Raw genomic sequence first — 17,399 nt, 5'->3', positions numbered from 1 at the left:
GGGTGGCGGCTTGGCGGGACGTGCTTACCAGGCGGGCGCGTCGCCGGCGGGTACGGCAGGCCCGGTCAGCCAGTTGCCTGTAATGCCGATCTTGATCGTGCTGCCCTTGGTGACTTCGGTTCCGGCATCCGGGGTGACGAACATGATGCGGTTGGGAGCCCAGACCGAACCGATGATCTCTTCTTCGTCCTCGGACAAGATCAGCCCGACCGTATCGCACATCTGACGGGCACGTTCGCGCGTTTGGCCGCGTACCTCGGGGACATAGGCCTTGTCCGGATCAGGATGCATCTGCAGCACGCGAGCCGATTCCCGCTCGGCTTCCTCGGCGGCAAGCTTCTCGTCGAACTCCGGACCATGGTAGTCGATCTCCCAATCGAAGGAGATCATGTTTTCGAGAATGTCCGGCAGGTAGGGCGTCATCCGCAAATGCGACCAGTGCGACATGTAGCGGTCCATCGCCTCGTAGCTGTCGATGTCGCAGCAGTTGGCGAAGTCGAAGTCGCCCGAGTGGTAGCGCGTCTTTACGCACATGCCGTGGCTGTAGTCGCGCACTTCACGGTTGAGGTGCGAAAGCTTCTTCACCTCGGTCAGGAAGGTGTCGATCTTCTCCTGCGGAGCATCCTTCTTGAACTTGATCATGACCACGTGGCGGATCATCGCTTCTCTCCCGTGGGCACTGATGCGCCTTGGCTTCGTGCCAAGTGCGATGTGCCTTGTTGGAAGAGAACCTAACCCCGCAATTTATTTATGACGCCTGTCACATTAAGCAGGTCGAACAATTCAATTGTTAACGCTCAGAGCGGCGAGCTCGGCAGAAAAAACCGCTTTTATGCGGTTAGGTGTCCAGTCATCCGGGGCGAAACACGCTTCAAGACCGATTCCTGCGACCGCGGCGAGCAAACGGCGGGCAGCTAGATCCAACCATTCTTCATTCCAATTGGTTGTGCCGCTTTCGGCAAGCATTTCGCGATAGAGCGCAAGGCTGCTTTCTGCTGCTTGGCGTCGTTCCGCGAAGTATGTCGGATCAATGTGCGCACGCGCCCAGAATGCGAGCCAAACGCGCCAGTCGCGCTGCGATTCCGGGCTTAGCGGTAGTACACTCTCAAGTGCCTCCTTGACGCTTGCACCGCTTTTTCTTGCTGCCAGCAGCCGCTCTGTCGCACGCTGGTTTGCCACTTGGTATATGCAAAACAGCAGCTCGTTCTTGTTGCCGAAATAGTGCGAGACGATGGACGTGCTGCACCCAGCTGCAGCCGCGATTTCGCGAAAAGTGAGCGCCTCAATACCCCGGTCAGCGACCAGATCAAAGGCGATCGCCACAACCTGTGCTCGGCGTTCGTCTCTATCTACAACAATAGGCATGAAAGGCAGTTAGCGCGTAAGATGCTGGTCATGCAATCAGCCGTCGAGCATTGATGGCTTTCGCGGAGCGATGCCGCCTTACCATTTGGCAAAAATCCGCCCCTACCCCACACCTCAAATATTCCCCTTCACCGTGAACGAGAAGATCGGGCCGATCAGGCGGTTGCGGTGTTCGGTGAAGGCGAGGGGGCCGGTGGGGCGGGGGGCGGCGTAGACTTCGCGGTCCCAGCGTTGGCGGCCGTTGAGGAGGTTGCGGGCTTCGGCGCGCAGGGTGAGGCCGGCGACGTTCTTGTGTTCGACGAACAGCCCGGCAAAGACCGGGCCTTCGAAATCGCGGCCGCGTTCGTAGCGGCGGTGGTATTGGGTGGCGTGGTTGTATTCGTAATCGGCCCCGGCGGCCCAATCGGTGCCGGGGAAATCCTGCCGGAAGGTAATCGACCAGTAGCGGTCGGTCAGGAAGCCGTAAGGGATGGTGCGCGACGGGTCGAACGGGTCTTTCAGGCGGGTATCGGTGAGTTCGACGTAGAGGTCTGCGCGCGCGCCTTTCCAGCCCAATGTGTCGAACTGGACGGTGGTGGTGCTGATGAGCGCGCGTTCGCGGGCGCTGCTGACGTTGCCGACCGATTCCCCGAATGCGCCGATGGGGACGACGGTGACGTAATCCTGCACATTGCGGGCGACGAGGCGCAGTTTGGTTGAGCCGAGCTTGCCGAAATTGCGGTTGAGTTCGAGTTCGGCGGACCAGTCCTGTTGCGGCACGAGATCGGCATTGCCGGAGTTGGCGTTACCATCATCCAGAAAGCGGCGGGCGAGGAAATCGTAGAAGGAAAGCTGGCCGACCGAGCGCTTGATCTTGAGCGAGACGTCGAGGCGCGGGGAGGCTTTCCAGCCCAGCGAGAGCGAGCCTTTGGGGCGGAAGAAGCTGCGGCTTAGGGGTTGGCTCTGGGCTGCGGGAACGCCGGTCTGGCGCAGGGTGGACCATTCCGCGCCGCCGATGAGTTGCAGGGTGAGGTTTTTGGCCAAGGGGCGGCTGAACGACAGGCTGGTGTCGTAGCGGCTTTCGCGCACGCCGCCGGTGCCTTCGGCAAAGGGGGTTTCGATGAACTGGCCATCGGGATCGAGCGTGGCAAGCGTGGCGACGTTATCGAGCGCGTTGAACGCGGCTTCACCGGCAAGCTGCCAGTCGGCGCCAAGCAGTTTCCATGTGTATTCGGCCCGCGCGATGCGTTCGGAACTGTCGCCGGTTTCGGCGTAGCGGTCGCCGGTGGGGGTGGTGTTGGGAACCGTGGTGATGACCGACTGGCTGTAGGGTTTGTGTTCCTGCCGGTTGAGGCCGATGAGTTTCAATCTGCCGGGGCCGAGGGGAAATTCCCAATCGCCGCCGATTTCCCATTTGCGCGCGCTGGCGCGGTCATCCAGATCGCGGACCGAGGTGTTGCCATCGGTGTTGGTGCGCACGGAATGTTCGGTGAACTGGCGCGGGATGCGCTGGAATGATCCGTTGAGGTTGGCGGTGGAGGAGCCGGGGCCATCGATGGCGAGGCGGACGGCGAGCTTGGGATCATCGCGCCGGGCCTTTACCACATCATGGCGGGTCTGGATCAGGGTGCCGGTGCCATCGGTAATGCGGGTGGGGCCGCCCGCCGCGCCGCGATTGGAATTGTTGGTGAGGCTGAGGGTATATTCCAGCCAGTCCTTGCGGCCGGAGACGGAGATTTCGCCATTGGTCACGCGCGGGTCGGCGTAGTGGGCGCGGAATTCAGGGGACCAGCGGAACTGGCCGGAGAAGCTGGCTGTGCGGGCGATGACATTGGCGACCTGTCCGGTGAGGCCGGGGATATCGAGCGTGGCGCCATCGACCAGTTCGATCCGTTCCACGCTGGCGGCGGGGATGCGCGAAAGCTGGGTCAGGATATCGTCGGATTTGGACGAGAGGCGCTGTGAATTGACCAGCACGTTGCCGCTGGCCTGCCCCAGCCCGCGGGCGTCCTCTTCCTGACGGATGGCGAAACCGGGGACACGTTCGAGCATGTCGCGCGCGTTGCGGGGGGCGAAGCGGGCGAAGTCTGCCGGGGTGAAGCTGGTGGTTGAAGCAGGGGGGCCCGCTTCCGGTGCCGTTTCGGCCAGTGCCGGGTGGCTGGCGCAGGCCAGCAGCAGGGCGAGGAGGGGGCGGGTTGGTTTCTTTGGAAACGGCATTGTCTGCCGATGCGGTGAAACGACCGCGGATGCGCCCATGGCTCGACCAACGACATTGCGGGGCCGACCAAATGTATCAGCCCGGCCAGAATTGTCAGAGCGAGAGGCGCATCCGGTCGCGCAGCACGTCGATGGCGATGCGCTCGATCTCTTCGACCGGGCGTTCGGCCACCAGCAGGCGGCCCAGTGAGCGCTGTTTCTGGGCGATCAGGTCTATCGCCTGCAGCTTGTCCATATGCTTGCAGGCGATGTCCATGTCGACGCACAGCGCCGCGCCGAGAGCTTCGACCTCTTCGGCCAGTTCCTCTAGCACCACGGCGATCTGGCGGTGGGTGGCTTGTGCCATCGTGTGTCCCTTGCGCTGGATGCGGGGCGGATCAGGCGGCTTCGGCCACTTGCGCGCCTTCGGTCAGCGCGGCGAGATTCAGCACCATGACCATGCGGTCTTCGATGGCAGCAAGGCCTTCGAGGAAGGGGACTACCGTATCGCCCGATGAGGTGGGCGGGGGCGGTTGCAGCGCGTCGGATTGCAGGGTGACGATATCGCTGACCGCATCGACGATCCAGCCCGACACCTGCGCGCCCTGCTGCGTGACGATGATGGCGTGGCGCGGGGTGGCTTCGGTGGCGCGCCAGCCAAGGCGGGCGGCAAGATCGATCACTGGCAGGACCGTGCCGCGCAAGTTGACGACGCCCGCGACATAGGACGGCACGCGCGGCAGGCGGGTGGTGGGCGACCAGGCGCGGATTTCGCGGATGGCCATGATGTCCAGCCCGAAGAACTGGCCTTCCACTTCGAAGGTGATGAGTTCGCGCAGCATGGGGCTTGCTCCTTCTGGCAGGAATTAATGGGCGACGCGGCGGACCGCAGCGACGAGCTTTTCGGGATCGAACGGCTTGACGATCCAGCCGGTGGCCCCGGCCGCGCGGGCGCGGGCTTTTTTCTCTTCCGAACTTTCGGTCGTCAGCACCAGAATGGGCCGGTCACGATGTCGGCTGCCTTCGCGCAGGCGTTCGATCAGGCCGAAACCGTCCAGGCGGGGCATGTTGATATCGGTGATGACGACATCGACCTCGTTCATGGCCAGCCAGTCGAGCGCGGCCATGCCATCTTCGGCCTGTGACACGTCGAAGCCTTGCCCCGACAACGCATGGTTGAGAAGCGCCCGCATCGAGGGGCTGTCATCTACGGTAAGGATTCTGGTGAGAGTGTTCATGGGAAGAACTCGCTTTTCCGATCAGAACAGTTCGACATCGCCACGGGCAACAGCCGGGCGCGGGGTGGGTTGGACAGGGGGCGCGAACCGGTCTTCCACCGTGCGGAGGCGGACCTGGCCCGATGCCGGACGAAAATCGACACGGCGGGCCTGTGTCCCGCCAAGGTCTTCACGCATCAGGACAATGCCTTCACGTCGAAGGAATTCGCGCGCAAAGTCTGCGTTCATCGAGCCGATGCGCATCATGTTGCGGTTGACGTTGGCCCCGCCGTAAAGATGCGCCTTGAGCCGCGATTTGCGTGCACCCTTGGCCATCATTTCGTTGACCAGCAATTCCATCAGATAGACGCCGTAATGTTCGTCTATGTTGACGCCCGGCGTGTGGGCTGGCGGTTCTGACAGCAGGAAATGGTTCATGCCACCGACATGCGATTCAGGATCGTAAAGACAGGTAGCAACGCATGAACCGAGCACGGTCGAATATTCGAGACTGGGATTGCTGCTGGCCAATGCAAAGCCCTGCATCACGGTGACCCGTTCGACCGGAGGCGCGGTGGATATCTGGCGATCGATGTTCATGGATCAGGCCGCCTTGCTGAAGGCGTGGCGCGCAATCGCCCCAAGAGGTGCAACAATGGCGGCAGCGCCAAGGTTGATGGCGGCGCGGGGCATGCCGAACACGGTGCAGGTTGCTTCGTCCTGCGCGATGGTGTGCGCGCCCTTGCGTGCCATGGCGAGCAGGCCTTGCGCGCCATCAGCGCCCATGCCGGTCAAGAGGATGCCAACTGCGCGTGCGCCGACGGTTTCGGCAACCGAATGGAACAGCACATCGACGCTGGGCAGGTGACCGGACACCGGATCGCCGCTGCGCAGCTTGCAATGATACGGGCCGCCTGTGCCGCCGCCGATGGACAGATGGCGTTCATCGCCCGGCGCAAGATATACGTGACCCGGCTTCATCGGCATGTCGGGTTCGGCCAGCATGATCGTGGGCGGGCAGGAGTTGTCGAGCGTGCGGGCAACCGCCGGGGCAAAGCGGGCGTTGATATGCTGCACGATGACCGTGGGCGGGCAATCAGTCGGAAAACTGGCCAATACCGTCTGCAAGGCCTCTACCCCGCCGGTGGACGAGCCGATGGCGATCAGAGCGGGCCGTTCGGTCAGCGAACCGCGTGCTTCGTGGGCAACCCGCCGGGCAGCGGGCGCGCGGGCAGAGAACTGGACCTTGGCCGCTTCGCGTATCATCCGGGCCAGCCGCCCGCCGTCTTCAAGGCCGCCCCCGCTCGATTTGGCGTAGCAATCCACCGCGCCCAGCGCGAGCGCGCGCGCCGTGGCTTCGGCCCCTGCCTGGGTGGTGCCCGATACGATGATGACCGGGGTTGGCCGCAATTCCATGATCTTGGCAAGGAAATCGAGGCCGTTCATGCCCGGCATTTCCACATCGAGCGTGACCACATCGGGGTCCAGCTCGCGGATCATCTGGCGACCTTCGGCAGCGTTGGCTGCCGCGGCGACCACTTCGATGTCCGGTTCCTTGCCCAGCCGGTTCATCAAGATGGCGCGCATGGTGGGGGAATCGTCAACAATGACGACGCGAATGGTCATGCTGGCCTCTTGCGATAGATGGTTGGACCCATGGTGCCCAGAACGTCGGTGGCAGGGCCGGTGACCCGTTCGGAATGGCCGATATAGAGCCAGCCGCCGGGACGCAGCTTTTCAGCAAAGCGGGCCACCAGGCGTTCCTTGGTCGGGTTGTCGAAATAGATCATCACGTTGCGGCAGAAGATCACATCGAACTGACCTTGCATCGGCCAGTCGCCCAGCAGGTTGAGCGAGCGGAACCGGGCAAGCTGTTGCACTTCGGGCGTAATCACGGCCTCTTCGCCCGCAGTGCGGGTCCACAGGCGGCGCATGCCATCGGGCACGGGCTTCAGGTCATCGGCGCGATAGCGTGCGGCGCGGGCCTTTTGCAGTGCGTGGGTGGCAATATCGCTGGCGAGCAGGCGAATATCGCGGCGCAGCAGATCCTGCCCTTCGGACAGATCGGTGCCCAGAAAGGTCATCAGCAGCGACCACGTTTCTTCCCCGCTGGAACAGCCCGCCGACCATAGCCGCACTTTGCCGCCACGCCGCAGCGTATCGATAAAGCCGGGGCGCACGATCTGGGCGAAGTGTTCGAAGTGATGGGCTTCGCGGTAGAAGAAGGTGTGATTGGTGGTCAGTGCGCAGATGGTTTTCTGACGATCAACCGCATTTTCGCGGATGCGCGTGACATAGGCGCTGAAAGTGGCGCAGCCGCTGTCGCGCACCAGTGGAGCAATGCGCGAATAGACCAGCATGGCTTTGCCCGGCGGCAGGACGATGCCTGCTTCGGCATGGGCGATTTCGCTGATCGCGCGGAAATCGGCCGCGTCATAGATGCCTGGGCTGACGCCGGGCATGGACGCATCGAGGGCTTCCATCAGGCTCATGCGGCCTCTGCGATCTGGGGCGTGCTGGAAGCGAGCGTGCGCGACACGAGGCTGTCGACATCGACGATCAGCGCTACGCGGCCATCGCCAAGGATGGTGGCACCGGCCACGCCTTCGACCGAGCGATAGTGGGTGTCGAGGCTTTTGATGACGACCTGACGCTGATCGCAGATCGCATCGACCAGCAGTGCGGCGCGGCCTGCGCCTTCGGTTTCGACCACGATCAGCACGCCGTCCTTGGGCTGTTCCACCGCGCCGGCCGCGCCGACGGCGTGAGCCAGCGGGATGACCGGGATGAAGCGGCCGCGCACGTTGATCATGCAGCGGTTAGCGCCAAGGCCCTGAACTTCATTGGGTTCGGGGCGCAGGCTTTCAACCACGTTGGCCAGCGGCACGACCAGCGTCTGATCGCCCACATTGACGACCATGCCATCGGAAATGGCCAAGGTGAGCGGCAGGGTAAGCGTGAAAGTGGTGCCTGATCCGGGTTCGGATTCGATGGTGATGCGGCCGCCCAGATCTTTCACGTTCTGGCGCACCACATCCATACCAACGCCGCGCCCGGAAATGTTGGACACCTGTTGTGCGGTGGAAAAGCCGGGGGCGAAGATCAGAGCGTCGATCTCTTCCTTGGTTAGCACGGTGTCGGGCGGGATCAGGCCCTTTTCGACGGCCTTGGAGAAGACGCGCTCGCGGTCGATGCCTTTGCCATCATCGGAGATGCGGATGAGGATGCGGCCCGAGCGATGTTCGGCGGCAAGGGTGAGGGTGCCTTCGGGTGATTTGCCTGCGGCGATGCGTTCATCCGCCGGTTCGATGCCATGATCGACCGCGTTGCGGATGAGGTGGGTGAGCGGTTCGCCCAAGCGTTCGATCACGGTCTTGTCCAGCTCGGTGCTTTCGCCCGACACGTCCAGACGAACGTGCTTGCCGGTGGTCGACGCCAGTTCGCGCAGGATGCGCGGCACGCGGCTGAACACCGAACCGATCGGCTGGGCACGGATGGCCATGGCCGATTCCTGAATGTCGCGCGTAAGGCCTTCGATCACCGCCAGTTCTTCGGACACGGCAATGCCTTCGCCCGAAAGCCGCTGGGCGACCATGGCCTGTGCGATCACGAGTTCGCCAACCGCGTCGATCAACTTGTCGAGCTTGCCCAGTTCGATGCGGATCGACTGGCCGGGGCTGGGCGGAGCAGGCGGGCCACCGGGCGCGCTGGTGGCAGCAGGTTCAGGCGCAGCGGCAACCGCTTCGGCGGCAGGAGCGGGCGCAACCTGCGCAATGACTGCTGGTGCGGCAGCAGGCGCGGCAATCGGGGCAGGGGGGGGCGCGACGGCGGCGACCGGCGCTGCCGGGTATTGCACTGGCGGCATTTCGCCGTTGAGGCCGATGACGAGCGTGCAATCATCGCCCACGAAATCGAAGATATCGCGCACGGCGGCTTCATTGACATCGCCGGGAAAGCTGAAGGTCCAGCCCAGATAGCCGACGCCTGGATCGAGCGAATCGAGCGGCGGGATGGAGGAAATGTCGCAAATTTCGCAACGGCCGCCCAGATCGGCCATTTCGCGCAGCATCAGCAGCGGTTCGCTGCCGTTGCGCATGGCCCCGGAATGGGGGCGCAGGCGTACATCCCAGCGCGGCTTTTCCGCAGCGGGAGCGGAGGTGGCCGGGGCAATTTCGTCCAGCAGGGAGTCGAAATCGAGACCGAAATCGTCGTCGATCTCTGACGTGGTAGCGACAGGTTCTGCTGCAGCCGTTACTGCAGGCGCAGGTGCGGGAGGAGCGCCGGCGTTGGCGGCCATAGCGGCGGTGAGTTCGGCCTGAAGCGCTGCGTCTTCGGGGGGTTCGGTGCTGTCGCGGGCCGCAGTGACGTGATCGGCCAGCACGTCCAGCGCGCGCAACATCAGGTCGAGCAGTGGATCGGTGATGGCCACCGTGCCGTCGCGCACATCGGACAGCAGCGTTTCGAACGTGTGGGTAAAGCCCTGCAGCGCGATATAACCGAATGCACCCGCGCCGCCCTTGATCGAATGCACACCACGGAACACCGCGTTGACGGTATCGCTGTCCTGTGTGCCCGATTTGCAGGCGTCGAGGCCCTGTTCGGCTGCGGCCAGCGATTCTTCGCATTCGGCAAAGAAGATGGCCTGGATTTCTTCGGCGTTCATGCCTCGGCCCCTGAAAAGAGTTCATCGCCAAGGCCGGTGAGCGCAGCAATATCGCGCAGGGTGGGCGATGGAGTGATTATTGCGCCTTCGCCGGTCTGTCGCGCACTGACGAGCAATTGCAGCATGGCCTGGCCGATCTGCTGGCAGTCGCGTGCATCGATTCGCAGTGGGCCAGAGCCGAGAGCGGCGATCATTTCGGGCAGAAGCGCTTCGGCGGCGGCGCGATCGCAGCGGGCAGGCAGGGTGATCGACGACATGGAGCGGCACTTTCTCCGGCTGGACGGCCCTGACCGGAGGACCGGGCATGGCGATTACGAAGCCGGTGATAGTGCCGCGGTGCAAAGGTCAGCTTTCGCAGGGGTTAGGGTGAGATACGTAAGGGGCAGAACATGAATTGATCGGGCCTGCGCGCGTAAGCATGGGCAGGCGCCAAGCGCGCAAGATCAAAGGGTTTTCAGTAATGAACGAAGCACGGGTTCTGGTTGTCGATGATTCCGCCGCAATGCGGGCGCTGTTTTCCGACATTCTCGATCAGGCAAAGAACGTGACGGTGGTGGGCGCCGCGGCCAGCGCGGCCGAAGCGCGCGACCAGATCAGGGAATTGCGGCCCAACGTGCTGACGCTGGACGTGGAAATGCCCGGCATGAGCGGGATCGAGTTTCTGGAAGAGATCATGGGCAGCAACCCGCTGCCGGTGGTCATGCTGTCCAGCCTTACCCAGGCGGGCACCGAAACGTCGCTTAAAGCCTATGAGCTGGGCGCGGTGGAGTGCTTTCCCAAGCCGCTGAAGGCGACGCCCGAACAGTTCAGCAAGACCGTGGGCAAGCTGGGCAAGATCGTGCTGGCGGCGGCCAACAGCAATGTGAAAGACCGCAAGACGGTGCGCGAACACAAGGCACCCGAAGCCCATTTCGAATGGAACGGCTATGTCGTGGCGCTGTCGGCGTCGATGGGCGGCATTGACGCGCTGACCCAGATGCTGGCCGCGTTTCCCGAAAAGTGCCCGCCGACGGTGGTGGCGCTTTCGGCTGAACCGGCGGTGGTCGAAACCTTTATCAAGCGTATGGACAGCGAACTGAAAAGCTCGGTCAAGGCGGCCAAGGATGGCACGCCCTTGACACAGGGTACCATCCACATCGCTTATGATCCCGAACGCCATGTCGTGATTGAGCCGGGCAGCCCGGCCAAGCTGCGCCTGATTGATCGCGATCCTGTGGAAGGGATGCGTCCTTCGGCCAACCTGCTGTTCGGTTCCATCGCGCGCGGATCGGTTCCGGCGGCCGGGGCCGTGCTGACAGGCATGGGTGTGGACGGGGCCAAGGGCCTCAAGCTGATGCGGGATACCGGGTGCAAGACGTTTGCGCAGAATCGCAAGAGCGCGCTGGTTTCAGAGGCGCCCGCTGCTGCGATCGAGAATGGTGCGGCTGAAAGTGAGCTGCCGCTGGACGATCTGGGCGCGGCGCTGATCGCGTGCTGCAATATCGGCTGACGCAATCGAGATTGCCCGTGCCGCCGCCTGTCCCGGCGGTGCGGGCATAACGAAGAACCCGGAACCGCCGCTACCCCTTCGGCTGTTCCGGGTTCTTTATTTGTATCAAGCGTTTGCTGCGTAAGTGAATCAGGTCGCGCTGCGCAGCATGGCCTCGCGGATTTCGCTGAAATCCTGACGGATCAGCGCCAGCTTCTGCTTGTCGAAGCGGGTGACGCAATCGAGGATCGACCCGCGCGCGGCCTGATAAAGCTGGACCAAGGCAGCGGCCGTCGGGTTGGCCATGTCGACGCCCATCTGCAGTGCGGTAAGCGCCGAAATGGCGCGGGTGAGCGCGGCGCTTTTGGCGGCATTGTCGCCCCGGTCCTGCGCATGGATGGCGCGGCCAATGGAGGCGGTGACGTGTTCGAGACACAAGTCGACCAGTTGGCGGGAATCCGCACCGCGCACGCGGGCGTCGAAATCGACGCGGCGATAGGCTTCGGACGGATCGCGGCGGAAGTGCATCATCAGCTATCGCTCGAATTCCAGGCGTCGATCTGCGCCTTGAGAAAGGTGAGGGTGGATTGCGATGCGCTGACGTTGGTGTCCATCGCAGCGAACCGCGCGACCAGCCGCTGGCGCATATCTTCCTGCTTTTCGGTCAGCGTATCGGTCTTGTCGCCGGTCGTCTTTTGCAGCGCAGTATAGCGCGTGATCGAGGCCCCCAGCGAATCCCCGCCGGTGGTTGACGATGCCGCGCGTGAAATCTTGTCGATGGTGGAATAGACGCCGTAAAGGCCAGTGGTCCACATTGCGCCTACGGCTTCAGGGGCATCCTGCAGCGCTTTGGCCAATTTGTCGGCGTCGAGCGTGAAAGTGCCGTCGCGTTCCAGCTTCAGGCCGATGTCGCCCAGCGTCGACGGTTCGCCCGTGACGGCATTGGGCATGACGGTGGAGCCGGACAGACCGATCAGCGAACGGCGCAGCGCGCGTGCGCCGGAATCGTTGGCAAGATCCCCACTGGCCGGGTCGGTTGCGGAATTAAGCTGCGAGACGACTTCGTTGAGCGCTTCGACCAGATCGGTCATCGCGGTCGAAATGCCATCGGCAGGATCGCTGAACCCGATAGTGGTGGGGGAACCTGTGTTGGTGCCGGTCAGCTTCAGGTTGAGGCCCGGCGCTGCATCGTTCACCGTGTTGCTGTTGCTGGTATAAGCAACGCCATCAATGGAAAAGGCGGCGTTTTTGGCCGTGGCTTTCAACTGGCCGGCGTCGGTGGCGGGCGTCCATGCCAGATTGGCCAGGCCTTCCTCGCCCACGGTTTCGGTCGCTTCCAGAACGAAGCCGCTGGTCGCGCCTTCTTCGCCGCGCAGGACAAGCTGCGCGCCGGACGTGCCATTGGCGACATAGGCGGTAACGCCGGTGCCAGCGTTGTTGATGGCACTGGCGACATCGTCCAGCGTTGCGCCGCTGGCGATGGAGATATCAACCGCATCCTGCGTGGTATCGGCGGTGAAGCCCGTGCCAGAAACCGTACCGAAGCGCAGCGTCAGCGTGCCTGCGCCAACCGTTGAGGTGGACGAGGTGTAGGCCGGCGTGACCAGTTTTTGCGAACCGGCAAGGCTGGTGACTTCCAGCGAATAGCTGCCGCTGCCGGTGGCGGTGCCTTTGCTGACAGTGGCGACAGAACTGTTCGCAATGCTGGGCGTCACCGCCAGATCACCGGTACGGATTAGCGTGCCGATCGAGGATGACAGAGTGGTCATCAGCGACTTGAGGTTCGACGCGCTGGATATCTGCGCGGTCAGCTTTTCGGTCTTGGCGGTGAGCTGGTCGAGCCGTGTGGCGAACTGCGCGGTGGCGAGCTGTTCGGCCAGTTGGGACAGGTTGATGCCGCTGCCTGCGCCCAGAGTCGAGACGATCTGGGCAGTAGCCGATGTCGATGCGGTGGACGAGGTTGTAGCCATGGTTACTAGGACGGTTGCCGCGCGGCGGTGTTAAGCTGCACGACGGCTTCGGGGCGGCCATCGGCGTCAAATCGCATGTGGACCGGCAGGTCGATGGCAGGCAGTTGCGGGGTTTCGCCGCGTCCCAAGGAGAGAACGAAGGCGAGGACCGAGGCGACCGCAGCGTAGAGATCCTCGCGGATCATCTGGTTTTCGCGCGTGGTGAAATAGACCGAGCGTGCGAGCGGCGGGATTTCGAGCGTGGGCAGGCCCATTTCGGCGGCAAGTTGGCGCATGGCGAGCGCCTTTTCACCGCGTCCCTTTGCCAGCACGACAGGCGCGGGGGCGAGGTCTGGATCATAGGCCATGGCCACCGAAAAATGCGTCGGATTGGTGATGACGAATTGTGCCTTCTTCATCGACATCTGCATCGCGCCCATGGCGAACTGGCGCTGCTTCTGGCGAATTGCGGCCTTCTTTTCGGGCGAACCTTCGGCTTCCTTGGATTCGTCCTTGATCTCTTGCAGGGTCATGCGCAGCCGCAGGTAACGGCGCACCCACTGGATCGGGAAATCGATCAGCGCGATCACGGTCAACCCCGCGCCCAAAGCAAAGGCGAGCGATATGATGGTGTCCCATGCCAGCACGAGCTGGCCGTAGATATCGCCATGGCCAAGTCCGATCAGCTCTGCGATCCGGCCCGACGCCCAGCTATAGGCGATGGCACCCAGCAGGATCAGCTTGGCAAGGCCCTTGGCCAGTTCGATCCAGCCCTGCGGGCCGAACATGCGCTTCAGCCCGGACAGCGGATTGAGGCGTGAGGCCTTGGGCGCGAGGTTGCCTGCAATCCAGCGGCCATCGGACAGGCCGATTTGCGAAAATACCGATGCGGCAAGGATCATGCCGCCCAGCACGAAAACCGGAGGCAGCACCGCCACCATCGCGCCAATCAGCAGCTTGTGCGGGGTGAAGTCTTCGATGGCGGAGCGATCCAGCGTGAACGAGGCGCGCAGCGTATCCTGCAAGGCATCGAACAGCCATGGTCCGGCGAATTTCAGCCATGCCGCGCCGACCAGAACGCCGACAGCAGTGGCGAGATCCCTGGAGCGCAGGACATCGCCGTTCTTGGCAGCGTCCTGTTTGCGCTTTTCGGTAGGGGCAAAGGACTTTTCGCCTTCCTGTTCGGCCACGGCCCGCCTCCTATCGTGCGATCAATGCGGCGGCGTGGCCGACGGCGGTAGCGGAAATTTCGACCATCACGTCGGTCAGCATCGGGGCGGCTGCAATCATCCCGGCAAGGCCTGCCAGCACGCCTGCCGGAAGGCCGAGCGAGAACAGGTTGAGGCTGGGGGCCGAGCGGCTGATGATGCCGGTGGCGACCTGCACCAGCAGCAGGATCAGCGTGACCGGCAGCGCGATGAGAATGGCGGTGATGAACATGGTGCCGGCAAATTCGGTAATCAGGCCCATCCGTTCAGGCGCAAGCCACGGCGTTCCCGGCGGGAAGGTGCGATAGCTGTCAACGATCAGCGCAATCCAGTTGAGATGCGCGCCGGTGCCAAGGAAGATGACGGTCAGCACGACGGCGAAATACTGGCCCATGGCGGGCGAGCTGGCCCCGCTGACCGGATCGGCGGTGGTGGCGATGGACATACCCATGCCGCCGCCGATGATTTCTGCCGCAATGGTGGGTGCGGCGAACGACAGTTGCAGGGCAAAGCCCATGGCAAGGCCGATCAGCACTTCGTTGGCGACGCTGAGCATTCCGGGCAACGACAGCAGTGCGGGCGGGGCGGCAACCGGTGTCCAGCCGCAGACCAGCAACGCGACCGCGCCGGTGGCAATCACGCGGATTTGCGGCGGCACCGTTGCCATGCCGAACAGCGGGGCCGCCAGCATGGCCGCACCGATGCGCGTCATCACGAACAGGAAGCGCCAGAAATCTGCTTCCAGTGCGCCAAAGCCGAAGTCCAGCTGGATCACCTGAGGTTTCCTTACCGCCCAGTCATGGCGATCTGTTCGAAGATTTCCTTGGTGAAATCCCCGATCAGACCCAGCATGGCAGAGCCGAACAGCACCAGCACCAGCGCGGTGACGGCCAGCTTGGGCACGAAAGTCAGCGTCTGTTCGTTGACCGACGTTGCGGCCTGTATGACGCCGACGACAAGGCCGACGGCCAGCGAGGCCAGCAGGACGGGCGCGGCGACCAGCGCGGTGATCCACAACATGCGATCGGCAAGGCCGAGGAGGGAGGAGACATCTTCCATCGCGGTTATCCAAAGCTCGCCGCAAGACTGCCCATCAGCAGCGCCCAGCCATCGACAAGGACGAACAGCAGCAGCTTGAACGGCAGCGAAACAATGGTGGGGCTCATCATCATCATGCCAAGGCTCATCAGCACCGACGACACCACAAGATCGATCACCAGAAACGGCAGAAACAGCATGAAGCCGATCTGGAACGCGGTTTTCAGCTCGCTGGTGACGAAGGCGGGCAGCAGGATAGTGTAGGGCACGTCGGCGGTGCTGGCGAACTTTGGCGCTTTGGCCATATCGGCAAACATGCGCAGATCGGTTTCGCGGGTCTGGCGGATCATGAAGCCGTGAAATTCGCGCCCGCCGTTGATAAAGGCCTGTTCCGCGCCGATCTGCCCGGCGGAATAGGGCTGGATGGCATTGGCATTCACTTTGTCCAGCGTCGGTCCCATGACGAACAGCGACAGGAACAGCGACAGGCCGACCAGAACCTGACTGGGCGGCGATTGCTGAAGGCCCAGCGCCTGCCGCAGGATGCCCAGCACCACCAGAATGCGGGTGAAGCTGGTCATCATCAGGACCAGCGTGGGCAGGATGGTGAGCAGCCCCATGACCAGCAGAAGCTGGAGCGACAAGGACAGCGAGCCGCCGCTTTGTGCGCCCGAAAGCTGGCCGAACGCGCGATCCAGCGCACCTGAGAGCGCGGCAGGCTGCTGCGCGGGAGAAGGGCCACTGGCGACAGCGGCCATGGCATGATGGGGCAGCAGGATAAGCGCGGTCGTGGCCATGGACAGCAGGCGCTTCATGCTGCGACCTCCCCATCGGCCTTGGGCCGGGCAGGGGCTTCGGCGAGGCGGACGAGGCCGTTCTTGCCCGCCGAGACGAGGATTTCGCGGCCATGAAATTCAATCACGGCAAGGCGCAGCGTGGGTGACAGCATCTGGGTTTCGACCACGCGCACAGCCTTCGGACCAGAGCCTTGGGCAAAGCGGCCCTCCATGCGTTTGGCAAACTTCAGGCTCGCCCATGCAAGGCCGCCGATCAGCGGCAGCAGGACCAGCAGCTTGAGAATATACCACAACATCAGGCGGCATCCCCCTTGGCGCCCTTTTTGGATGCAGGAGCAATGGCTTCAGTCGGTTCGCCGCCGGCGATTTCGACGATGCGCAGGCCGAAGCGATCCCCCTGCGAGACGACTTCGCCGCGCGCGATCAGCTTGCCGTTGACCATCACGTCGAGCAGTTCGTCGGTCAGCTTGTCGAGCATGACGACCGACTCTTCGGTCAGGCCAAGCACGTCCTTGAGCTTCATCTGGGTGCGGCCAAGTTCGACGGTAAGGCGGACATCGACATCCTTGAGGAAATCAAAACCGCGGGGCTGGAAGGTCATCTGTCTGGCCTCTTTCGGAAATCAGGAAAGCTGGTTGAGCTGGATGGCGACGCGATCATCGAGCGCGCCGATGGTGCCGTGAGCATAAGTCTTGTCGCCCACCACCAAGGGCACGTTGCGCGCGATGGGCACCGACAGCACCTGTCCCACCGCAAGGGCGGAAATGGTGGCAAGCGGCAGGCGCATATCGACCAACACGGCGCTGACATCGATGGGTAGGTCGGCAAAAGGGAGGTCGGTGGGCTGTGACGGGCCGCGCGGCGAGCGGGCCGGGCGCTTGGCTTCGCCATGGGCAAAGAACTGGCCCAACGTCTCGAACGGGAAAGCGATGGAGATTGCCCAGGGCATACGGCCCTGTTCGACGACGTTGAAGGTAAGTGCGGCAACCTTGGTGGCATCGGGCATGGCCTGAAGCTGGGCGAGGCTGGCATCGCGGCGGACCGCACGGATTGCGCCTGCACCCGCGCCGCCAAGTGCGACGGTAAGACTGGCGATCAGCAACTGTTCGATCCGGCCGATCATCAGTTCGGCGGACAACGGAAATTCCTTGGGCAGCGAAGCGGGTGTGTCGCCGGGGCCGCCAAAGGCGCGATCGACCAGACGCAGCACGTTTTCGCCCTCGATGGTCGCCATAAACGGGGCCGAACCTGCGTGAAGCAGGCTGTTTGCGGCAAGGCGGGGGATTTCCGAACAGAAATCGGCAAAGTCGGTTTCCATCGGCTTCATCGGATTGATCTGCGGTTCCTTGCCTCCCAGCAGCGGGGACAGCGCGGCGCGCAGGGCCTTGGCCATGCGTTCGCTCATCCGTGTCAGCGCGGGCACAAGGTCTGCCGCACTGGGGCCGGGACGCAGCAGCGCCGCATCGTGCTGTGCCAGCGGTCGTTCGGCAATGAAGGCGCGTTCGGGTTTCATGGCGGC

21 protein-coding genes are annotated in these 17,399 nt (G+C 63.3%); 1 reads left to right on the top strand and 20 read right to left on the bottom strand.

The genetic code is table 11. The features are described from left to right. Positions 1-24: 24 nt before the first annotated feature. From OVA07_RS03360 to OVA07_RS03310, 11 genes are all read right to left on the bottom strand, one after another. Positions 25-660, bottom strand: a complete 636-nt coding sequence (locus tag OVA07_RS03360; protein WP_268170057.1) for a Dabb family protein — start codon at positions 658-660, stop codon at positions 25-27. 123 nt (positions 661-783) lie between these two features. Beyond that, a complete protein-coding gene (locus OVA07_RS03355; protein WP_268170056.1) occupies positions 784-1,365 on the bottom strand; it encodes a TetR/AcrR family transcriptional regulator in 582 nt (193 codons plus the stop codon). Positions 1,366-1,479: 114 nt separating this feature from the next. Continuing rightward, positions 1,480-3,561 carry a TonB-dependent receptor plug domain-containing protein gene (locus OVA07_RS03350; protein WP_268170055.1) on the bottom strand — a complete coding sequence of 694 codons (2,082 nt, stop codon included), beginning with the start codon at positions 3,559-3,561 and terminating at the stop codon, positions 1,480-1,482. Positions 3,562-3,655: 94 nt separating this feature from the next. Continuing rightward, positions 3,656-3,907, bottom strand: coding sequence for a hypothetical protein (locus tag OVA07_RS03345; protein ID WP_268170054.1), 252 nt, complete (start codon positions 3,905-3,907; stop codon positions 3,656-3,658). A gap of 31 nt (positions 3,908-3,938) precedes the next feature. Next, the gene (locus OVA07_RS03340; protein WP_268170053.1) at positions 3,939-4,382 is read right to left on the bottom strand and encodes a chemotaxis protein CheW; all 444 of its coding nucleotides are present in this window, start codon (positions 4,380-4,382) and stop codon (positions 3,939-3,941) included. A 24-nt stretch (positions 4,383-4,406) separates the two neighbouring features. Continuing rightward, positions 4,407-4,778 (bottom strand): response regulator, encoded by a 372-nt coding sequence (locus OVA07_RS03335; RefSeq protein ID WP_268170052.1) that lies wholly within the window; start codon positions 4,776-4,778, stop codon positions 4,407-4,409. 21 nt (positions 4,779-4,799) lie between these two features. Further along, entirely contained in the window at positions 4,800-5,357 is a 558-nt protein-coding gene (locus OVA07_RS03330) for a chemotaxis protein CheD (RefSeq protein WP_268170051.1), read from the bottom strand. Between the two features lie 3 nt (positions 5,358-5,360). Next, a complete protein-coding gene (locus OVA07_RS03325) occupies positions 5,361-6,383 on the bottom strand; it encodes a protein-glutamate methylesterase/protein-glutamine glutaminase (RefSeq protein WP_268170050.1) in 1,023 nt (340 codons plus the stop codon). Beyond that, positions 6,380-7,249: a CheR family methyltransferase gene (locus OVA07_RS03320; protein WP_268170049.1), complete on the bottom strand. Its 870-nt coding sequence runs from the start codon at positions 7,247-7,249 to the stop codon at positions 6,380-6,382. Before OVA07_RS03320 ends, OVA07_RS03325 begins: the two co-directional genes overlap by 4 nt. Then, positions 7,246-9,420 (bottom strand): chemotaxis protein CheA, encoded by a 2,175-nt coding sequence (locus OVA07_RS03315; RefSeq protein ID WP_268170048.1) that lies wholly within the window; start codon positions 9,418-9,420, stop codon positions 7,246-7,248. Before OVA07_RS03315 ends, OVA07_RS03320 begins: the two co-directional genes overlap by 4 nt. Beyond that, positions 9,417-9,677, bottom strand: a complete 261-nt coding sequence (locus OVA07_RS03310; RefSeq protein ID WP_268170047.1) for an STAS domain-containing protein — start codon at positions 9,675-9,677, stop codon at positions 9,417-9,419. Before OVA07_RS03310 ends, OVA07_RS03315 begins: the two co-directional genes overlap by 4 nt. A gap of 203 nt (positions 9,678-9,880) precedes the next feature. On the opposite strand from OVA07_RS03310, the gene OVA07_RS03305 reads away from it, so the two are divergent. Further along, positions 9,881-10,909 (top strand): chemotaxis protein CheB, encoded by a 1,029-nt coding sequence (locus OVA07_RS03305; RefSeq protein ID WP_268170046.1) that lies wholly within the window; start codon positions 9,881-9,883, stop codon positions 10,907-10,909. Positions 10,910-11,038: 129 nt separating this feature from the next. On the opposite strand, the gene OVA07_RS03300 is transcribed toward OVA07_RS03305, so the two are convergent. The 9 genes from OVA07_RS03300 to OVA07_RS03260 are packed head-to-tail and all read right to left on the bottom strand — an operon-like array spanning position 11,039 to position 17,393. Further along, positions 11,039-11,419, bottom strand: coding sequence for a flagellar export chaperone FliS (locus OVA07_RS03300; protein ID WP_268170045.1), 381 nt, complete (start codon positions 11,417-11,419; stop codon positions 11,039-11,041). Then, a complete protein-coding gene (gene fliD / locus OVA07_RS03295; RefSeq protein WP_268170044.1) occupies positions 11,419-12,858 on the bottom strand; it encodes a flagellar filament capping protein FliD in 1,440 nt (479 codons plus the stop codon). The genes OVA07_RS03300 and fliD overlap by 1 nt, the downstream gene beginning before the upstream one ends. A gap of 5 nt (positions 12,859-12,863) precedes the next feature. Next, the gene (locus tag OVA07_RS03290; RefSeq protein ID WP_268170043.1) at positions 12,864-14,027 is read right to left on the bottom strand and encodes an EscU/YscU/HrcU family type III secretion system export apparatus switch protein; all 1,164 of its coding nucleotides are present in this window, start codon (positions 14,025-14,027) and stop codon (positions 12,864-12,866) included. Between the two features lie 10 nt (positions 14,028-14,037). Beyond that, positions 14,038-14,820 carry a flagellar biosynthetic protein FliR gene (gene fliR, locus OVA07_RS03285; RefSeq protein WP_268170042.1) on the bottom strand — a complete coding sequence of 261 codons (783 nt, stop codon included), beginning with the start codon at positions 14,818-14,820 and terminating at the stop codon, positions 14,038-14,040. Positions 14,821-14,831: 11 nt separating this feature from the next. Further along, positions 14,832-15,104 carry a flagellar biosynthetic protein FliQ gene (locus OVA07_RS03280; RefSeq protein ID WP_268170041.1) on the bottom strand — a complete coding sequence of 91 codons (273 nt, stop codon included), beginning with the start codon at positions 15,102-15,104 and terminating at the stop codon, positions 14,832-14,834. A 5-nt stretch (positions 15,105-15,109) separates the two neighbouring features. Next, complete coding sequence (gene fliP, locus OVA07_RS03275; RefSeq protein ID WP_442789610.1) at positions 15,110-15,898, bottom strand: flagellar type III secretion system pore protein FliP; 789 nt, start codon at positions 15,896-15,898, stop codon at positions 15,110-15,112. After that, positions 15,895-16,176, bottom strand: a complete 282-nt coding sequence (locus OVA07_RS03270) for a flagellar biosynthetic protein FliO (protein WP_268170040.1) — start codon at positions 16,174-16,176, stop codon at positions 15,895-15,897. Before OVA07_RS03270 ends, fliP begins: the two co-directional genes overlap by 4 nt. Continuing rightward, positions 16,176-16,481 (bottom strand): flagellar motor switch protein FliN, encoded by a 306-nt coding sequence (fliN, locus tag OVA07_RS03265; protein WP_268170039.1) that lies wholly within the window; start codon positions 16,479-16,481, stop codon positions 16,176-16,178. Before fliN ends, OVA07_RS03270 begins: the two co-directional genes overlap by 1 nt. Before the next feature lie 21 nt (positions 16,482-16,502). After that, complete coding sequence (locus OVA07_RS03260) at positions 16,503-17,393, bottom strand: FliM/FliN family flagellar motor switch protein (RefSeq protein ID WP_268170038.1); 891 nt, start codon at positions 17,391-17,393, stop codon at positions 16,503-16,505. Positions 17,394-17,399: the final 6 nt, after the last annotated feature.

It is taken from the genome of Novosphingobium sp. SL115 (assembly GCF_026672515.1).
Lineage (GTDB): Bacteria > Pseudomonadota > Alphaproteobacteria > Sphingomonadales > Sphingomonadaceae > Novosphingobium.
Note: the sequence above shows the minus strand (reverse complement) of the source record. Positions and strands in the feature narration are given on the sequence as shown.

Coding starts and splice junctions, on each gene's coding strand:
- OVA07_RS03340 (WP_268170053.1), bottom strand. CDS start 4,382: ATGCTGCGCGAACTCATCACCTTCGAAGTGGAAGGCCAGTTCTTCGGG.
- OVA07_RS03300 (WP_268170045.1), bottom strand. CDS start 11,419: ATGATGCACTTCCGCCGCGATCCGTCCGAAGCCTATCGCCGCGTCGAT.
- OVA07_RS03330 (WP_268170051.1), bottom strand. CDS start 5,357: ATGAACATCGATCGCCAGATATCCACCGCGCCTCCGGTCGAACGGGTC.
- fliN (WP_268170039.1), bottom strand. CDS start 16,481: ATGACCTTCCAGCCCCGCGGTTTTGATTTCCTCAAGGATGTCGATGTC.
- OVA07_RS03270 (WP_268170040.1), bottom strand. CDS start 16,176: ATGTTGTGGTATATTCTCAAGCTGCTGGTCCTGCTGCCGCTGATCGGC.
- OVA07_RS03310 (WP_268170047.1), bottom strand. CDS start 9,677: ATGTCGTCGATCACCCTGCCTGCCCGCTGCGATCGCGCCGCCGCCGAA.
- OVA07_RS03355 (WP_268170056.1), bottom strand. CDS start 1,365: ATGCCTATTGTTGTAGATAGAGACGAACGCCGAGCACAGGTTGTGGCG.
- OVA07_RS03350 (WP_268170055.1), bottom strand. CDS start 3,561: ATGCCGTTTCCAAAGAAACCAACCCGCCCCCTCCTCGCCCTGCTGCTG.
- OVA07_RS03305 (WP_268170046.1), top strand. CDS start 9,881: ATGAACGAAGCACGGGTTCTGGTTGTCGATGATTCCGCCGCAATGCGG.
- OVA07_RS03325 (WP_268170050.1), bottom strand. CDS start 6,383: ATGACCATTCGCGTCGTCATTGTTGACGATTCCCCCACCATGCGCGCC.
- OVA07_RS03335 (WP_268170052.1), bottom strand. CDS start 4,778: ATGAACACTCTCACCAGAATCCTTACCGTAGATGACAGCCCCTCGATG.
- OVA07_RS03280 (WP_268170041.1), bottom strand. CDS start 15,104: ATGGAAGATGTCTCCTCCCTCCTCGGCCTTGCCGATCGCATGTTGTGG.
- OVA07_RS03345 (WP_268170054.1), bottom strand. CDS start 3,907: ATGGCACAAGCCACCCACCGCCAGATCGCCGTGGTGCTAGAGGAACTG.
- fliP (WP_442789610.1), bottom strand. CDS start 15,898: ATGAAGCGCCTGCTGTCCATGGCCACGACCGCGCTTATCCTGCTGCCC.
- fliD (WP_268170044.1), bottom strand. CDS start 12,858: ATGGCTACAACCTCGTCCACCGCATCGACATCGGCTACTGCCCAGATC.
- OVA07_RS03260 (WP_268170038.1), bottom strand. CDS start 17,393: ATGAAACCCGAACGCGCCTTCATTGCCGAACGACCGCTGGCACAGCAC.
- OVA07_RS03320 (WP_268170049.1), bottom strand. CDS start 7,249: ATGAGCCTGATGGAAGCCCTCGATGCGTCCATGCCCGGCGTCAGCCCA.
- OVA07_RS03315 (WP_268170048.1), bottom strand. CDS start 9,420: ATGAACGCCGAAGAAATCCAGGCCATCTTCTTTGCCGAATGCGAAGAA.
- OVA07_RS03360 (WP_268170057.1), bottom strand. CDS start 660: ATGATCCGCCACGTGGTCATGATCAAGTTCAAGAAGGATGCTCCGCAG.